At 70.2% G+C, this 13721-nt stretch carries 12 protein-coding genes; 7 read left to right on the plus strand and 5 right to left on the minus strand.

The genetic code is table 11. From position 1 onward, the window contains the following. Nucleotides 1-25: 25 nt before the first annotated feature. On the plus strand, nucleotides 26-1420 hold the full coding sequence (locus ABZT02_RS04620; RefSeq protein WP_356014154.1) for an FAD-dependent oxidoreductase: 1395 nt from the start codon (nucleotides 26-28) through the stop codon (nucleotides 1418-1420). 3 nt (nucleotides 1421-1423) lie between these two features. Here ABZT02_RS04620 and ABZT02_RS04625 read toward each other — a convergent pair whose 3' ends face one another. Next, nucleotides 1424-1750: a hypothetical protein gene (locus ABZT02_RS04625; RefSeq protein ID WP_356014155.1), complete on the minus strand. Its 327-nt coding sequence runs from the start codon at nucleotides 1748-1750 to the stop codon at nucleotides 1424-1426. 135 nt (nucleotides 1751-1885) lie between these two features. Here ABZT02_RS04625 and ABZT02_RS04630 point away from each other — a divergent pair, with 135 nt between their 5' ends. Next, complete coding sequence (locus tag ABZT02_RS04630; protein ID WP_356014158.1) at nucleotides 1886-2713, plus strand: rhomboid family intramembrane serine protease; 828 nt, start codon at nucleotides 1886-1888, stop codon at nucleotides 2711-2713. Between the two features lies 1 nt (nucleotide 2714). Here the strand turns inward: ABZT02_RS04630 and hemE are convergent, their stop codons facing one another. Continuing rightward, complete coding sequence (gene hemE / locus ABZT02_RS04635; protein WP_356014160.1) at nucleotides 2715-3770, minus strand: uroporphyrinogen decarboxylase; 1056 nt, start codon at nucleotides 3768-3770, stop codon at nucleotides 2715-2717. A gap of 116 nt (nucleotides 3771-3886) precedes the next feature. Here hemE and ABZT02_RS04640 point away from each other — a divergent pair, with 116 nt between their 5' ends. The 3 genes from ABZT02_RS04640 to ABZT02_RS04650 all read left to right on the plus strand — a co-directional run bounded on the left by ABZT02_RS04640 (nucleotide 3887) and on the right by ABZT02_RS04650 (nucleotide 6844). Continuing rightward, the gene (locus ABZT02_RS04640) at nucleotides 3887-4555 is read left to right on the plus strand and encodes a DUF3000 domain-containing protein (RefSeq protein ID WP_356014161.1); all 669 of its coding nucleotides are present in this window, start codon (nucleotides 3887-3889) and stop codon (nucleotides 4553-4555) included. Between the two features lie 211 nt (nucleotides 4556-4766). Continuing rightward, the gene (locus ABZT02_RS04645) at nucleotides 4767-5429 is read left to right on the plus strand and encodes a response regulator transcription factor (protein ID WP_356014163.1); all 663 of its coding nucleotides are present in this window, start codon (nucleotides 4767-4769) and stop codon (nucleotides 5427-5429) included. Nucleotides 5430-5563: 134 nt separating this feature from the next. After that, nucleotides 5564-6844 (plus strand): ribonuclease D, encoded by a 1281-nt coding sequence (locus ABZT02_RS04650; RefSeq protein WP_356014165.1) that lies wholly within the window; start codon nucleotides 5564-5566, stop codon nucleotides 6842-6844. 108 nt (nucleotides 6845-6952) lie between these two features. Here ABZT02_RS04650 and ABZT02_RS04655 read toward each other — a convergent pair whose 3' ends face one another. From ABZT02_RS04655 to ABZT02_RS04665, 3 genes are read right to left on the minus strand one after another with little or no spacing between them, the layout of a single operon-like run. Beyond that, nucleotides 6953-7783 carry a carbohydrate ABC transporter permease gene (locus tag ABZT02_RS04655; protein ID WP_356014167.1) on the minus strand — a complete coding sequence of 277 codons (831 nt, stop codon included), beginning with the start codon at nucleotides 7781-7783 and terminating at the stop codon, nucleotides 6953-6955. Then, the gene (locus tag ABZT02_RS04660; protein ID WP_356014169.1) at nucleotides 7780-8721 is read right to left on the minus strand and encodes a sugar ABC transporter permease; all 942 of its coding nucleotides are present in this window, start codon (nucleotides 8719-8721) and stop codon (nucleotides 7780-7782) included. Before ABZT02_RS04660 ends, ABZT02_RS04655 begins: the two co-directional genes overlap by 4 nt. Further along, nucleotides 8721-10040, minus strand: coding sequence for an ABC transporter substrate-binding protein (locus ABZT02_RS04665; protein ID WP_356014171.1), 1320 nt, complete (start codon nucleotides 10038-10040; stop codon nucleotides 8721-8723). The genes ABZT02_RS04660 and ABZT02_RS04665 overlap by 1 nt, the downstream gene beginning before the upstream one ends. Before the next feature lie 154 nt (nucleotides 10041-10194). On the opposite strand from ABZT02_RS04665, the gene ABZT02_RS04670 reads away from it, so the two are divergent. Together ABZT02_RS04670 and ABZT02_RS04675 are read left to right on the plus strand one after the other, a co-directional pair. Then, the gene (locus tag ABZT02_RS04670) at nucleotides 10195-12654 is read left to right on the plus strand and encodes a glycoside hydrolase family 2 protein (protein ID WP_356014172.1); all 2460 of its coding nucleotides are present in this window, start codon (nucleotides 10195-10197) and stop codon (nucleotides 12652-12654) included. Continuing rightward, nucleotides 12651-13688, plus strand: a complete 1038-nt coding sequence (locus tag ABZT02_RS04675; protein WP_356014173.1) for a LacI family DNA-binding transcriptional regulator — start codon at nucleotides 12651-12653, stop codon at nucleotides 13686-13688. The genes ABZT02_RS04670 and ABZT02_RS04675 overlap by 4 nt, the downstream gene beginning before the upstream one ends. Nucleotides 13689-13721: the final 33 nt, after the last annotated feature.

Genomic DNA, 13721 nt, shown 5'->3' on the forward strand with positions numbered 1-13721 from the left:
TGCCCCGCCCTCGTAGCGTGTTCGCATGAACATGAGCCGTACGCGGGACACGAGGGAACGTCTGGTAGTGATCGGTGGCGACGCCGCGGGGATGTCCGCGGCGTCGCAGGCACGCCGGGTGCAAGGCCCCGAGGAACTGGAGATCGTGGCGTTCGAGCGGGGCCACTTCACCTCCTACTCGGCGTGCGGCATCCCGTACTGGGTGGGCGGGGACGTCGCCGGGCCGGACCAGCTGATCGCCCGTACGCCCGAGGAGCACCGGGCCCGCGGCATCGATCTGCGGATGCGCACCGAGGTCACGGAGATCGACGTCGACCGGCAGCGGGTACGCGCGCGTGACCTCGATTCGGGGGCCGAGTCCTGGACGTCGTACGACAAACTCGTGATCGCGACCGGCGCCCGCCCGATCCGCCCGGACATGCCGGGCGCCGACGCCCCCGGTGTCCACGGGGTGCAGACCCTCGACGACGGCCAGGCGCTCATCGACACGCTGGCACACACGCGTGGCCGCAAGGCGGTGGTGGTGGGCGCCGGTTACATCGGCGTGGAAATGGCCGAGGCCCTGATCAACCGCGACTACGAGGTGACGGTCCTCAACCGCGGCAGCGAGCCCATGTCGACGCTCGACCCGGACATGGGCCGCCTGGTGCACGAGGCCATGGAGGGCCTGGGCATCACCATGGTCAACGACACCGAGGTGACCAAGATCCTCACCGGCGAGGACGGCCGGGTCCGCGCGGTGGCCACGCAGGACGGCGAGTATCCGGCCGACGTGGTGGTGCTCGGCATCGGGGTGCGCCCGGAGACGACGCTCGCGAGGGCGGCCGGTCTGCCGCTGGGCAGCCACGGCGGCCTGCTGACGGACCTCGCGATGCGGGTGCGCGGTCACGAGAACATCTGGGCGGGCGGTGACTGCGTGGAGGTCCTCGACCTGGTCTCCGGGCAGCAGCGCCACATCGCGCTCGGCACCCACGCCAACAAGCACGGCCAGGTCATCGGCACGGGCGTGGGCGGCGGTTACGCCACCTTCCCCGGGGTCGTCGGCACGGCCGTCAGCAAGGTCTGCGACCTGGAGATCGCCCGCACCGGGCTGCGGGAGAAGGACGCGCGTCGGGCGGGCCTGCAGTTCGTGTCGGTCACGATCGAGTCCAGCAGCCGGGCCGGCTACTACCCGGGCGCCTCCCCCATGACGGTGAAGATGCTCGCCGAGCGCCGCACGGGGCGGCTGCTCGGCGTGCAGATCGTCGGGAGAGAGGGCGCGGGCAAGCGGGTCGACATCGCCGCGGTGGCCCTGACGGCGGGGATGACGGTGGAGCGGATGACAACGCTGGACCTGGGGTACGCGCCGCCCTTCAGCCCGGTGTGGGATCCGGTGCTGGTGGCGGCCAGGAAGGCCGTCGCGAAGGTACGGGCCTCCTGACGGCTACGCCGTCCCGTTGATCCGTTCGATGGCCTGGCGGGCCTGGTCGGCGGGCGGCCGGGGCGGCAGCGCCGACACGGAGGCACTGCTGCCGGCGGGCATCGCGGACGGCTGCTCACCCGCCGGCTTCGCGTGCGCCGCGGACCGGGCGGACCTGAGCCGGTTGCTCACCGCCTCGTCGAGCGTCACCGGCCGCTGCATCTGGGACGCCAGCCGCCCGGCCTCCTGACCGAGCCTGGCCACGTCCTCCCACGGCAGCCGCACCACCAGGGAGAGTTCGGCCTCACCGTCGGGAAGAGCGTGCATCGGAGGAGTAATACGGTCGTTCATCGCTGTTCCTCACGTAGTCCCCGCGGCCCGCCTTCCCCGTGCCGCGGGCGGTTGAGGAGACATACGCACGCGTGCCTGCGGGTGTTCACCGAAGCGGCACCGATTCACGGGGCCCATCGCGGGCAGTACTTCCTTGTGGTCATCCCCGTCCATGACGTGAACCCCGTGCGCCGCACCCCCGTGGTGACGTACGCGCTCATCGCCGCGAACATCCTCGTGTTCCTGTACACGCCCGGCCTGGCCGGCTCCGTGGCGGGCGACAGCAGCCTGTCCCAGCTGTGCCACCTCCAGGCGTTCCTGGACCACTACGCGGCGGTGCCACAGGAGTTGATCCACCATCAGATGCCGCACCTCGTCCCCACGGGCGACGTCGGCACCAGCGCGCAGGGCTCGGCGGGCTGTGTGGTGGCCCCGCCGGACTACGACAAGTCCCCCGCCCTGTCGGTCATGACGGCGATGTTCCTGCACGGCGGCTGGCTGCACCTGCTGGGCAACATGCTGTTCCTGCTGATCTTCGGCAACAACGTCGAGGACCGCATGGGGCATGTGCGCTTCGCGTTGTTCTACGTCGTCTGCGGCTACGCGGCGTCGTACGGCTTCGCGCTTCTCAACGACGACTCGGGCGACCCGCTGATCGGCGCCTCGGGGGCCATCGCGGGAGTCCTCGGCGCCTATCTGGTGCTGTACCCGAAGGCCAGGGTGTGGGTCCTGGTGCCCTTCCTGGTCTTCCTGCCGCTCAGACTGCCGGCCTGGCTGGTGCTGGGCTTCTGGTTCGTGCTCCAGGCGGTGTACTCGTCCGGTGAGGGCGTCTCCGCGGCGGGCACGGTCGCCTACGCGGCGCACGTCGTGGGCTTCCTCGCCGGGATGCTGCTGGTCTGGCCGCTGAAGCCGGGCACTCCCCCGCCGCCGGAACCGCGCGGCCTGCTGTTCGGCAGGAAGGCGCGGCCCCGGCACACGTGGTGACTCAGCGGGCGGTGTGCGTGTGTACGTACTCCACGAGGCGGGTCAGGGCGTCCGGGTCGGTGGACGGCATCACGCCGTGGCCGAGGTTGAAGACGTGCCCCTCCAGGCCCTCGGCCGAGTCCAGGACCTCGCGGGTCTTGGCCTCGACGGCCTCCGTGGACGCGAACAGGACCGTCGGGTCGAGGTTGCCCTGGAGCGCCTTGCCGGGGCCGACGCGGCGGGCGGCCTCGTCGAGCGGGACGCGCCAGTCGACGCCGACGACGTCCGCGCCGGCCTCTCCCATGAGCCCCAGCAGCTCGCCGGTCCCGACACCGAAGTGGATGCGAGGGACGCCGTACCCCGCGACCGCCTCGAAGACCTTCGCGGAGGCGGGCAGGACCGAGCGGCGGTAGTCGACGGGGGCGAGCGCACCGGCCCAGGAGTCGAAGAGCTGGACCGCGGAGGCGCCGGCCTCGATCTGGACCTTCAGGAAGGCGGCCGTGATCTCGGCGAGCCGGTCGAGCAGGTCGGCCCACAGCTCGGGGTCGCCGTACATCATCGACTTGGCGTTCTCGTACGTGCGCGACGGGCCGCCCTCGACGAGGTAACTCGCGAGGGTGAAAGGCGCGCCGGCGAAACCGATGAGCGGGGTCGGACCGAGCTCGGCGGTCAGCAGGCCGATGGCCTCGGTGACGTAGGAGACGTCCTCGGGGGTGAGGTCGCGCAGCTGGGCCAGGTCGGCACGGGTGCGGATGGGGCGCTCGACGACCGGGCCGACGCCGGGCTTGATGTCGAGGTCGATGCCGATGGCCTTGAGCGGGACGACGATGTCGCTGTAGTAGATCGCCGCGTCCACGCCGTGCCGGCGGACCGGCTGGAGGGTGATCTCGGCGACCAGCTCGGGCCGCGTGCAGGACTCGAGCATCGGGATGCCCTCGCGGACCTTGCGGTACTCCGGCAGCGAGCGCCCGGCCTGGCGCATGAACCACACCGGGGTGTGCGGCACGGGTTCGCGCCGGCAGGCCTTGAGGAAGGCGGATTCGTACGTGGCTGACGGCGGCGTCTGGTGTGCACTCACGTCGGAAAGTCTCGCACGGTGTGATGAGTGCCGAGTGCGCGGTGTCTGTGTGGGCATGGAGCCGAGTCAGGGTGTCTAGGCCCGCACCACGCCCCCGTTCCCCTTAACCTTCCCGCATGGCTGCGGCACAGGGACGACTGTCGGACGACACGGGCGGAATGGACGACGCGAAGGGGAGTGACCGGGAAGGGAGCGGAGCGGCTCCGCCGGCCTTCCAGGCCGCGGTTCAGGCACTGCGCACCAGTCGGCTGCGGCCGCAGATCGAGATCGAGTCGACGCGGGCACCGCAGCGGCTCGCCCCGCACGCGTACGCGTTGGAGGCCGCCGTCGTCGACGGCGACCAGGACCTCGCCGACGGGCGCCTCGTGCTGCTGCACGACCCGGACGGCCACGACGCCTGGCGGGGCACCTTCCGGCTGGTGACGCTGGTGCGCGCGGAGCTGGAGCCGGAGATGGCCGCCGACCCGCTGCTGCCCGAGGTGTGCTGGTCGTGGCTGACCGGCGCGCTCTCGGCGCGGGGGCTGTCGTACGGCGAACCGAGCGGCACCGTCACGCGCGCGAGCTCGCACTACTTCGGCGGCCTGTCCGAGCGCCCCGCCGCCTCTCAGATCGAGATCCGTGCCTCCTGGACGCCCCGTGAGGGCCTGGGCGGGGTGCCGGACACGGCGGGGCACCTCGCCTCCTGGTGCGATCTGCTGGCCCAGGTCGCGGGCCTGCCGCCGGCCGGTCCGGGGGACGCGTCGGTCGTGACGTTGCCACAGCGGCGGGATCCGCAGGCCCGCTGACCACCCGTGCGGAGCATCAATTTGTCGATACGGCCACTTTCAGTCAGGAGTGGCCCCTCGAACGAACCGATATGTTCACCGAACGATCGACCGTACGTCCGAATTGCACTAATTGTTACTCACTAGATCGTGATCATTCTCTAAAGGACGCCGGGTTCGGTGCCGAAGACGTCTGTGACCTTCCAAGCCGTCCCGCACCCCAGGAGGCCCGGTGTCCGTTCTCCTCGAGCAGCCCGCAAGCCTGGTCGCCTACCGCCCGAACAAGCCCACCGCCATGGTGGTCGTGGCCGACCCGCGTGTCCGCTCCACCGTCACCCGTCACCTCTGGGCGCTCGGTGTGCGCGATGTCATCGAGGCCTCGTCCGTGGCAGAGGCCCGCCCCCGTATCGGCAGCCCCAGAGACATCTGCGTCGCCGAAGTCCACCTACCCGACGGCTCCGGCCTGACCCTGCTGTCGGAGACCCGCGCCGCGGGCTGGCCCAACGGGCTCGCCCTCTCCGCGGCCGACGACATCGGCGCCGTGCGCAACGCCCTCGCGGGCGGCGTCAAGGGCTACGTCGTCACCGGCACCCGGACCAACATCGGGCTCCCCACCCGACCGGGAGCCGCCCCCATCGGCGCCGCCGCCGCCCGTATGCACCGCCGCCCCCCGGGTGCCCCGAGTCACCCGGGCGGCTACCGCGAACTCTCCGGCCGTGAGGTCGAGGTGCTGCGGTTGGTGGCCGAAGGGCAGTCGAACAAGGCGATCGGCGTCTCGATGGGCCTGTCCGCACTGACCGTCAAGAGCCACCTCGCCCGGATCGCCCGCAAGCTCGGCACGGGAGACCGCGCCGGCATGGTGGCGGTGGCTCTCCGTACCGGCATCATCCACTGAGGCTCTTCGGGAGCCTCACTGTTCAAGGACGTGAACCAGTGCTTTCTCCGAGCTGACTGGTTTACGACCCTCAGGCGCCTGCCGACGGAACGTTCCGTCGGCAGGCGCTGTCCATACACAGATACCCTTGACATGTGACCGACGCCCAAGAGACCGCAGCAGACGTTTCACTGCGAACCACCGGAGGCGGCCCTCCGGACGATGGCGGATCTTCTGTCGCGGAGGCTCCGATCCCTCTGCTGGAGCCGCGCGAGGGCATTCCTCCCGTGATCGCCGACGAGGACGCGCTCGCCGAGGTGATCGCCGCGTTCGCCGCGGGCTCCGGCCCCGTCGCCGTCGACGCCGAGCGGGCGTCCGGCTACCGCTACGGACAGCGCGCGTATCTCGTGCAGCTGCGCCGCGCGGGGGCGGGGACCGCGCTGATCGACCCCGTGGCCTGTCCCGATCTCTCGGGCCTCGGCGAGGCACTCTCCGGTGTGGAGTGGGTGCTGCACGCCGCCACGCAGGATCTTCCGTGTCTTCGCGAGATAGGCATGATCCCCTCGCGTCTCTTCGACACCGAGCTGGCCGGGCGGCTCGCCGGGTTCCCCCGGGTCGGGCTCGGCGCGATGGTCGAGGGCGTGCTGGGCTTCGTACTGGAGAAGGGGCACTCGGCCGTCGACTGGTCGACCCGTCCGCTGCCCGAGCCCTGGCTGCGGTACGCCGCCCTCGACGTGGAGCTGCTCGTCGATCTGCGGGACGCGCTGGAGAAGGAGCTCGACCGGCAGGGGAAGCTGGAGTGGGCCCTTCAGGAGTTCGACGCGATCGCCTCGGCTCCCCCGGCTGAGCCGCGCAAGGAACCCTGGCGCCGGACCTCCGGGATGCACAAGGTACGGCGGCGTCGGCAGCTGGCGGTCGTGCGGGAGCTGTGGGAGGCGCGGGACCGGATCGCCCAGCGGCGGGACGTGTCGCCGGGCAAGGTGCTGTCCGACGCGGCGATCGTCGAGGCCGCGCTCTCGCTGCCGGTCAACGTGCACGCGCTGGCCGCGTTGAACGGGTTCGGGCACCGCATGGGGCGGCGGCAGCTGGAGCAGTGGCAGGCGGCCGTCGACCGGGCCAGGGCCCTGGCCGAGGCGCAGCTGCCGCAGCCCGGGCAGCCGGTGACGGGGCCGCCGCCGCCGCGGGCCTGGGCCGACAAGGATCCCGCGGCGGCGGCTCGGTTGTCCGCGGCCCGGGCGGCGGTGTCCGCGCTGGCCGAGACGCTGAACATGCCTCAGGAGAACCTGATCACGCCGGACACGGTGCGGCGGGTGTGCTGGGAGCCGCCGAGTGTGGTCAGTGCTGAGTCGGTGGGCGCCGCGTTGGCCGGCTTCGGGGCTCGGGCCTGGCAGGTCGAGCAGGTCACGCCGGTGTTGGTCGCCGCGTTGTCCGCATAGCCGCCGTGGGTGGAACTTGAGACACGGCGGCTGCGGGTTCGTCGTGGCTTGTCGCGCCCACGCGGCGGAGCCGCACATTGATACAGCCCCGCGCCCCTGGAGGGGCGCTTACCTGGTCGCGCCCCTCATGAAGCCGTTGTAGATGAATCGCTGCAATGACAGGAAGACGATCAGCGTGGGCAGGATCACCAGGACCGCTCCCGCCGAGATCACCTCCCAGTGGGCCGCGTACGGGCCCTTGAAGCGGAACAGCGACGTCGAGATCACGCCAAGATCTTCCGAGGGCATGTAGAGGAACGGGATGTAGAAGTCGTTGTAGACGGTGATGCCCTTCACGATCACCACGGTCGCCGTCGCCGGCTTCAGCAGCGGGAAGATGATCTTCCGGTAGATCGTGAAGGCGTTGGCGCCGTCCAGGCGGGCCGATTCGTCCAGGGAGATCGGGATCGAGCGGACGAACTGCAGGAAGATGTAGATCGAGACGATGTCCGTGCCCATGTAGAGGACGATCGGCGCCCACAGGGAGTCGAACATGCCGAAGCTGTTGACGATCTGGAACGTCGCCACCTGGGTGGTGACGCCGGGGACCAGCGCGGCCGTCAGGAAGAGCGCCACCACCAGCTTCTTGAAGCGGAAGGTGAAGCGGTCGATGGCGTAGGCCGTCATCGAGCCGATCAGGACCGTGCCGCTCACCGAGACCAGCAGGATGATCGCCGTGTTGGTGAAGGCGGAGAGCATCCCGCCGTCCTGGAAGGCCGCCACGTAGTTGTGGAAGTTCAGCGGATCGTCCGGGAGTTCCAGGGCGCCGCTCGTGTTCGCCATCTCCTTCTCCGACTTGAGGGAGGTGAGCAGGACGACCACGAGCGGGAGCAGGACCACCACCGTCGCGGCGATCAGCGACAGATGGACCAGGACGCGGGCGATCGTTCGGCGGGTCATACGAGGTCCACCTTGTCGTCGGGGACCAGGCGCCGCTGCACCCAGGTCACCAGCAGGATGATCAGCAGGAGGACGACGGCGGCCGCCGAGGCCAGGCCCGTCTTGTTGAAGCGGAAGGCCAGGTTGACCGTCTGGATCACGAAGGTCTCGGTGCCGGTCGCGCCGCCGGTCATGATGTACGGGATCTCGAAGACCGAGAGCGAGCCGGAGATCGAGAGGATCACCGTCAGCGTCAGGACCGGTTTGATGCCCGGCGCGATGATGTAGCGGAACTGGTGCCAGCGGTTGGCTCCGTCCAGCTCCGCGGCCTCGTACAGCTCCCCCGGGATGGACTGGATCGCGCCCAGGAAGAGGACGAAGTTCAGGCCCAGGTAGCGCCAGACCGAGACACCGGCCAGCGAGGTGTTCGCGGAGGCCGGGGTGCCGAGCCAGGCGTGGTCGGTGTGGACTCCGAACAGGCTCAGCACCGAGTCGAGGGTGCCGCCGTCCTGGAAGAAGTACAGGAACACGAAGCCGATCGCGACCCCGTTGATCAGGTACGGGAAGAAGAGCACGCCCTTGAAGAAGTTCCGGAAGCGGACGTTGAAGCTCAGGACCGTCGCGAAGTAGAGCGCGAGGACGATCTGGACCGCGGAGGCGGCGAGGTAGTAGCCGCTGACCCAGAACACCTCGAAGAGATCCGGGCGGGTGAAGACCTCCTGGTAGTTCTCGGTGCCCGTGTAGTGCAGTACGGGGCTGACGCCGTCCCAGTCGGTGAAGCTGTACGCGAGCATGTTGACGATCGGCGCGTAGGTGAAGGTGACCAGCAGGGCCAGCGGGGCGATCAGGAACAGCCAGGGGGTGACGCCTCGCCACGCACGGGTCCGGCGCGGGGCGGGCGCCGGGACGGGGGCGGCCGGGGTCACCTCCACGGCCGCCTTCTGTGTCGTGTCCGTCATCAGGACCCCAGGTTCTTCTGGGCGTCCGTCCAGCGCTTGCTGAGGTCGTCGAGGAAGCCGTCCAGGCTGCCCTTGCGGGCTCCGCGGGCGAGATCGACGAGGTTCTGGCGGTACTCGGGGGCGTAGATGCCCACCTCCGAGTCGCTGTCGAGCTGCTTGACCCGGGCGCCCTTGGCGTCGTCGACCTCGATGAGCTTCACGCCCTGCTCCTCGTACGGCTTCATCACCTCGGGCAGGGCCGCGTCCTTGAGCGGGGAGATGGCCAGGTTGTCCTCGACGTAGCCGGACTTGTCGGTGAACCAGTCGATCCAGGCGCGGGCGGCCTCCTTGTGCTGGGAGTGGACGTTGACGGCCTGGTTGTAGTCCGGGGCGACGGTCGCGCAGAACCTGCCGTCCGTCTGGGACGGGAAGGGCATGAAACCGATGTCGTCCGGGTTCACCCCGGCCTTCTTGGCGGCGTCCTTGAACTGCACGATCGCCCAGGTGCCGAGCCACTGGGTGGCGATCTCGCCCTTGGCGGTGCGGGGCTTGGACTCCTCCCAGTTGCTGGTCGTCGGGTCCTTCTCGATCAGGCCCGCCTTCACGATGTCGTAGAGCAGGGTGTCGCCGACGCGCAGGTCGGCGCCCTCGGCCCACGGGTCGTCCTGGGCCAGCTTGGTGGTGGCCTGCGGGTCGCAGTGGACCGCGCCGTCGACCGACGTCCACGAGGTGAGCGTCCAGCCGGCCGCGAAGTTGGTGTAGTACGGGATCGCGTCGGTCCTGGCCTTGATCGCCTTGAGGTCCTTGATGAACTCGGCCGGGGTGGTGGGCCATTCGGTGACCCCGGCCTCCTTCCAGATTCGCTTGTTGTAGACGAACCCGGGGGCCACGCCGATCGGGCTCTGGCCGTAGACCTTGCCGTCGACGGTGGCGTAGTCGGTGAAGCGGTACTTCTTGGCGCGTTCGGCCTGGGTGCCCAGCGAGGCGAAGAACCTCGGGTAGTCGGCCTTCTTGATGACCGCGGGGATCAGCAGGACGTCACCGTAGTTCTCGGTGTTCATCCGGATCTTGACCTCGGCCTCGTAGTTGGTGAGGGCCTCGAACTCGACCTTGACCTTCGGATAGGTCTTGTTGAACGCGGCGGCGTACTTCTTCATCGTGCCGTCCTGCACGAGGTCGGTGCGCTGGGTGAGGACCTTGATGGTGCCGGTGACCTTCGACGGATCGTCAGGAGCCTTGGCGTCGGCGCCCTTTGAGGATCCCCCGGCGCCTGTGCACCCAGGGAGCAGCAGGGCGGCACTCGCGACCATGGCCAAGGACAGGACTGTACGGCGGTTCATGTGCATCAGCTCCGTTCACGGGACGGACGAGCACGAGCGGGTTGGCTGGTTCGGTACTCTGACAACGTTTTCTTAACCGGTAAAGTCCCTATCGCGCCAACGATGCCGAAAAGCTTTCGCAACACTGGACTTGATCGGTTTAGGGAGTGCGTTCATGCTTCAGGCCACACCGCTCACCGACGGCTGGATCCTGCGGCACGAGGAGGGCACGCTGCCCGCCGTCGTGCCGGGCTGTGTGCACACCGATCTGCTGGCGGCGGGGGTGATCCCGGATCCCTTCCTCGGGCGCAACGAGACCGAGGTCGCGTGGGTGGGGCGGCGGGAGTGGACCTACGAGAGCGACCTCGCGCCCCCGAACGGGCATGAGCAGACCGACCTCGTCTTCGACGGCCTGGACACCGCGGCCGAGATCCGGCTCGACGGGCAACTCCTGGGCCGGACAAGGAACATGCACCGCTCGTACCGCTTCGACGTGACCGGCATGTCCGGGCGGCTCGTCGTGCGGTTCGTCTCCGCGTACGCCGAGGCCGAGGCGGTGCGCGGGAAGCTGGGCGAGCGGCCCGCCGCGTATGCCGAGCCCTATCAGTACATCCGCAAGATGGCCTGCTCGTTCGGCTGGGACTGGGGGCCCACGCTGGTGACGGCCGGGATCTGGCGGCCGGTGCGTCTGGAGCGGTGGTCGACGGCCCGGATCGCCCGGGTGAGGCCGCTGGTGACCGTCGAACAGGGCGTGGGGATCGTGGAGTTGGCGGTCGACGTGGAGCGCTCCCGGGTCGAGGCGCCGCTGACGGTGGAGGCTTCCGTGGGCGGGGTGCGGGCGCGCGCGGCGATCGACGGAACCTCGGGGACCGTGCGGCTGGAGGTGCCCGACGCCCGGCTGTGGTGGCCGCGCGGCTACGGTGAACAGCCGCTGTATGACGTGGAGTTGACGCTGCTGCACGAGGGCCGACCGCTGGACGTGTGGCGGCGGCGGGTGGGCTTTCGGACCGTCGAGCTGGACCGATCGGCAGATGAGCACGGCACGGGGTTCACGTTCGTGCTGAATGGCGAGCGGCTCTTCGCTCGCGGCGTGAACTGGATCCCGGACGACGTGTTCCCCTCCCGGATGACCCGTGAGCGGTACCGGGAGCGACTCGGGCAGGCGGCCGACGCGGGCGTCGATCTCGTACGGATCTGGGGCGGGGGGATCTACGAGAGCGAGGACTTCTACGACGCCTGCGACGAGTTGGGGCTGCTGGTCTGGCAGGACTTCCCGTTCGCCTGCGCGGCCTATCCGGAGGAACAGCCGCTCAGGGGCGAGGTGGAGGCGGAGGCGCGGGAGAACGTCGTACGGCTGATGCCGCATCCCTCGCTCGTGCTGTGGAACGGCAACAACGAGAATCTGTGGGGGTTCCGTGACTGGGGGTGGGAGGCGCGGCTCGCCGGGGACTCCTGGGGCGAGGGGTACTACCTGGGCGTACTGCCGGGGGTGGTGGCCGAGTTGGACCCCACGCGTCCTTACACGGCGGGCAGTCCCTGGTCCGGGTCGTGGGAGCACCATCCGAACGACCCGGCGCACGGGACACACCACTCCTGGGAGGTGTGGAACCGTCTCGACTACGCCGGGTATCGCGACGATGTCCCTCGATTCGTGGCCGAGTTCGGCTGGCAGGCACCGCCCTCGTACGCCACGCTCGCGCGTGCGCTGCCCGGGGAGGAGCTCGCGGCGGACTCCCCCGGGGTGCTGCACCACCAGAAGGCGGACGACGGGAACGGGAAACTACGTCGTGGCCTGGAGCGCCATTTCGCCTTCCCCGAGGGGGACTTCGACCGCTGGCACTACCTCACGCAGGTCAACCAGGCACGGGCGGTGGCCGCCGGGATCGAGCACTGGCGGTCGCACTGGCCGGTGTGTGCGGGGACGGTGGTGTGGCAGCTCAACGACTGCTGGCCGGTGACGAGTTGGGCGGCGGTGGACGGTGGCGGGCGGGAGAAGCCGCTGTACCACGAGCTGCGGCGACTGTACGCGGATCGGTTGCTGACGGTTCAGGAGCGGGAGTGGGGGCTGGTGTTGGCGGTGGTCAACCAGGCGGGTGAGCCGTGGGCGGGGGTGCTGCGGCTGCGGCGGATGTCGGTGGACGGCGACGTGATCGACGAGTCCGAGGTGGGCTTCCGCGCGGACCGACGGACGGTGGCCGATGTGACGGTGCCGCCGGAGCTGGTGCCGGCGGGGCCGAAGGAGTTCCTGGTGGCGGATGTGGGCGGGTTCGGTGGGACGACCCGAGGGGATGAGGCGGACGCGGGGCCGGAGACGGGCGCGGGCGGGCTCGGTGGGGCGGGCCTGGGCGCGGGTGGGCTGCGGGCCCTGCACTTCCCCTCCCCCGACCGTGAAATCCCCTACCCGCGGCCGGAGTTCGACGTGTCCGTGGGCCCGGGGGCCGTGACGGTGACGGCCCACACCCTCGTACGGGATCTGTTGCTCCAGGCGGACCGGTTGGATCCGGCGGCGCGGGCCGACCGGGGGCTGGTGACGCTGTTGCCCGGGGAGCGGGTGACCATCGGGGTACGGGGCTGGGAGACTCCTGATGCGGATGCCGCCCGGTCCGCCCTGTACTGCCTGGAGCCCAGCCGATGACAGCCCAGCCGGCCCCTCGCGTCACCATCAAGGACGTCGCCGCGCGCGCCGGGGTGTCCAAGGGGGCCGTGTCACTCGCCTTCAACCACAAGCCGGGGCTGTCGGAGGCGACCCGGGACCGGATCTTCCTGGCCGCCCGGGAGCTGGGCTGGGCGCCGAACCTCACGGCGCGGACGCTGGCCGGGTCGCGGGTGGACGTCGTAGGGCTCGCGATCTGCCGGCCGGCCCGGCTGCTGGGGCTCGAACCCTTCTACATGGAGTTCGTGTCGGGCGTGGAGAGCGTGCTGATCGAGCGGAACTGCTCGCTGCTGCTGCGGCTCGTGCGGAACGTGGAGGAGGAGGTCGGGCTCCAGGAGTCGTGGTGGCGGGGACGGCAGGTCGGGGGGTCGATCCTGGTCGACTTCCGGGCGGACGATCCACGTGTCGCGGCGGCCGAACGGCTGGGGATGCCGGTGGTGGCCGTAGGGCATCCGTCGTTCACCGGCGGCCTCACCTCCGTGTGGACCGACGACGCCACCGCCGTGACGGAGGCCGTGCGGTATCTGGCGGCGCTGGGGCATCGGCGGATCGCCCGGGTGGGGGGCGCGGCGGCGCTGGGGCACACGGCGATGCGGACGGCCGCGTTCGACGACGCGGCGCGCGGGCTGGGCCTTGCGGGGGCCTGGCAGGTGACCACCGACTACTCGGGAGAGTCCGGAGGGCGGGCCACCCGGTCCCTGCTGACCGCCCCGCCGAGCGACCGGCCGACGGCGATCGTCTACGACAACGACATCATGGCGGTCGCCGGGCTGTCGGTCACGGCGGAGATGGGGCTGCACGTCCCGCGTGACGTCTCGCTGCTCGCCTGGGACGACTCCCAGCTGTGCCGGCTCACCCATCCCACGCTCTCCGCGATGAGCCACGACGTGCACGGATTCGGCGCGGAGGCGGCGCGTACGCTGTTCGGGGTGATCACCGCGGAGGGTCCGGGTTCGCACCCGGTGCCCACTCCGGTACTGACACCGAGGGGTTCCACAGCACCTCCCGGGGTGTGACCTTCGCCGCTCCGGCCGCCAGGGGTGGGCAGT

The organism is Streptomyces sp. NPDC005402, from assembly GCF_040606575.1.
Classification (GTDB): Bacteria; Actinomycetota; Actinomycetes; order Streptomycetales; family Streptomycetaceae; genus Streptomyces.

Coding starts and splice junctions, on each gene's coding strand:
- ABZT02_RS04660 (WP_356014169.1), bottom strand. CDS start 8,721: ATGACGGACACGACACAGAAGGCGGCCGTGGAGGTGACCCCGGCCGCC.
- ABZT02_RS04640 (WP_356014161.1), top strand. CDS start 3,887: ATGGCTGCGGCACAGGGACGACTGTCGGACGACACGGGCGGAATGGAC.
- ABZT02_RS04655 (WP_356014167.1), bottom strand. CDS start 7,783: ATGACCCGCCGAACGATCGCCCGCGTCCTGGTCCATCTGTCGCTGATC.
- ABZT02_RS04625 (WP_356014155.1), bottom strand. CDS start 1,750: ATGAACGACCGTATTACTCCTCCGATGCACGCTCTTCCCGACGGTGAG.
- ABZT02_RS04670 (WP_356014172.1), top strand. CDS start 10,195: ATGCTTCAGGCCACACCGCTCACCGACGGCTGGATCCTGCGGCACGAG.
- ABZT02_RS04620 (WP_356014154.1), top strand. CDS start 26: ATGAACATGAGCCGTACGCGGGACACGAGGGAACGTCTGGTAGTGATC.
- ABZT02_RS04675 (WP_356014173.1), top strand. CDS start 12,651: ATGACAGCCCAGCCGGCCCCTCGCGTCACCATCAAGGACGTCGCCGCG.
- ABZT02_RS04665 (WP_356014171.1), bottom strand. CDS start 10,040: ATGAACCGCCGTACAGTCCTGTCCTTGGCCATGGTCGCGAGTGCCGCC.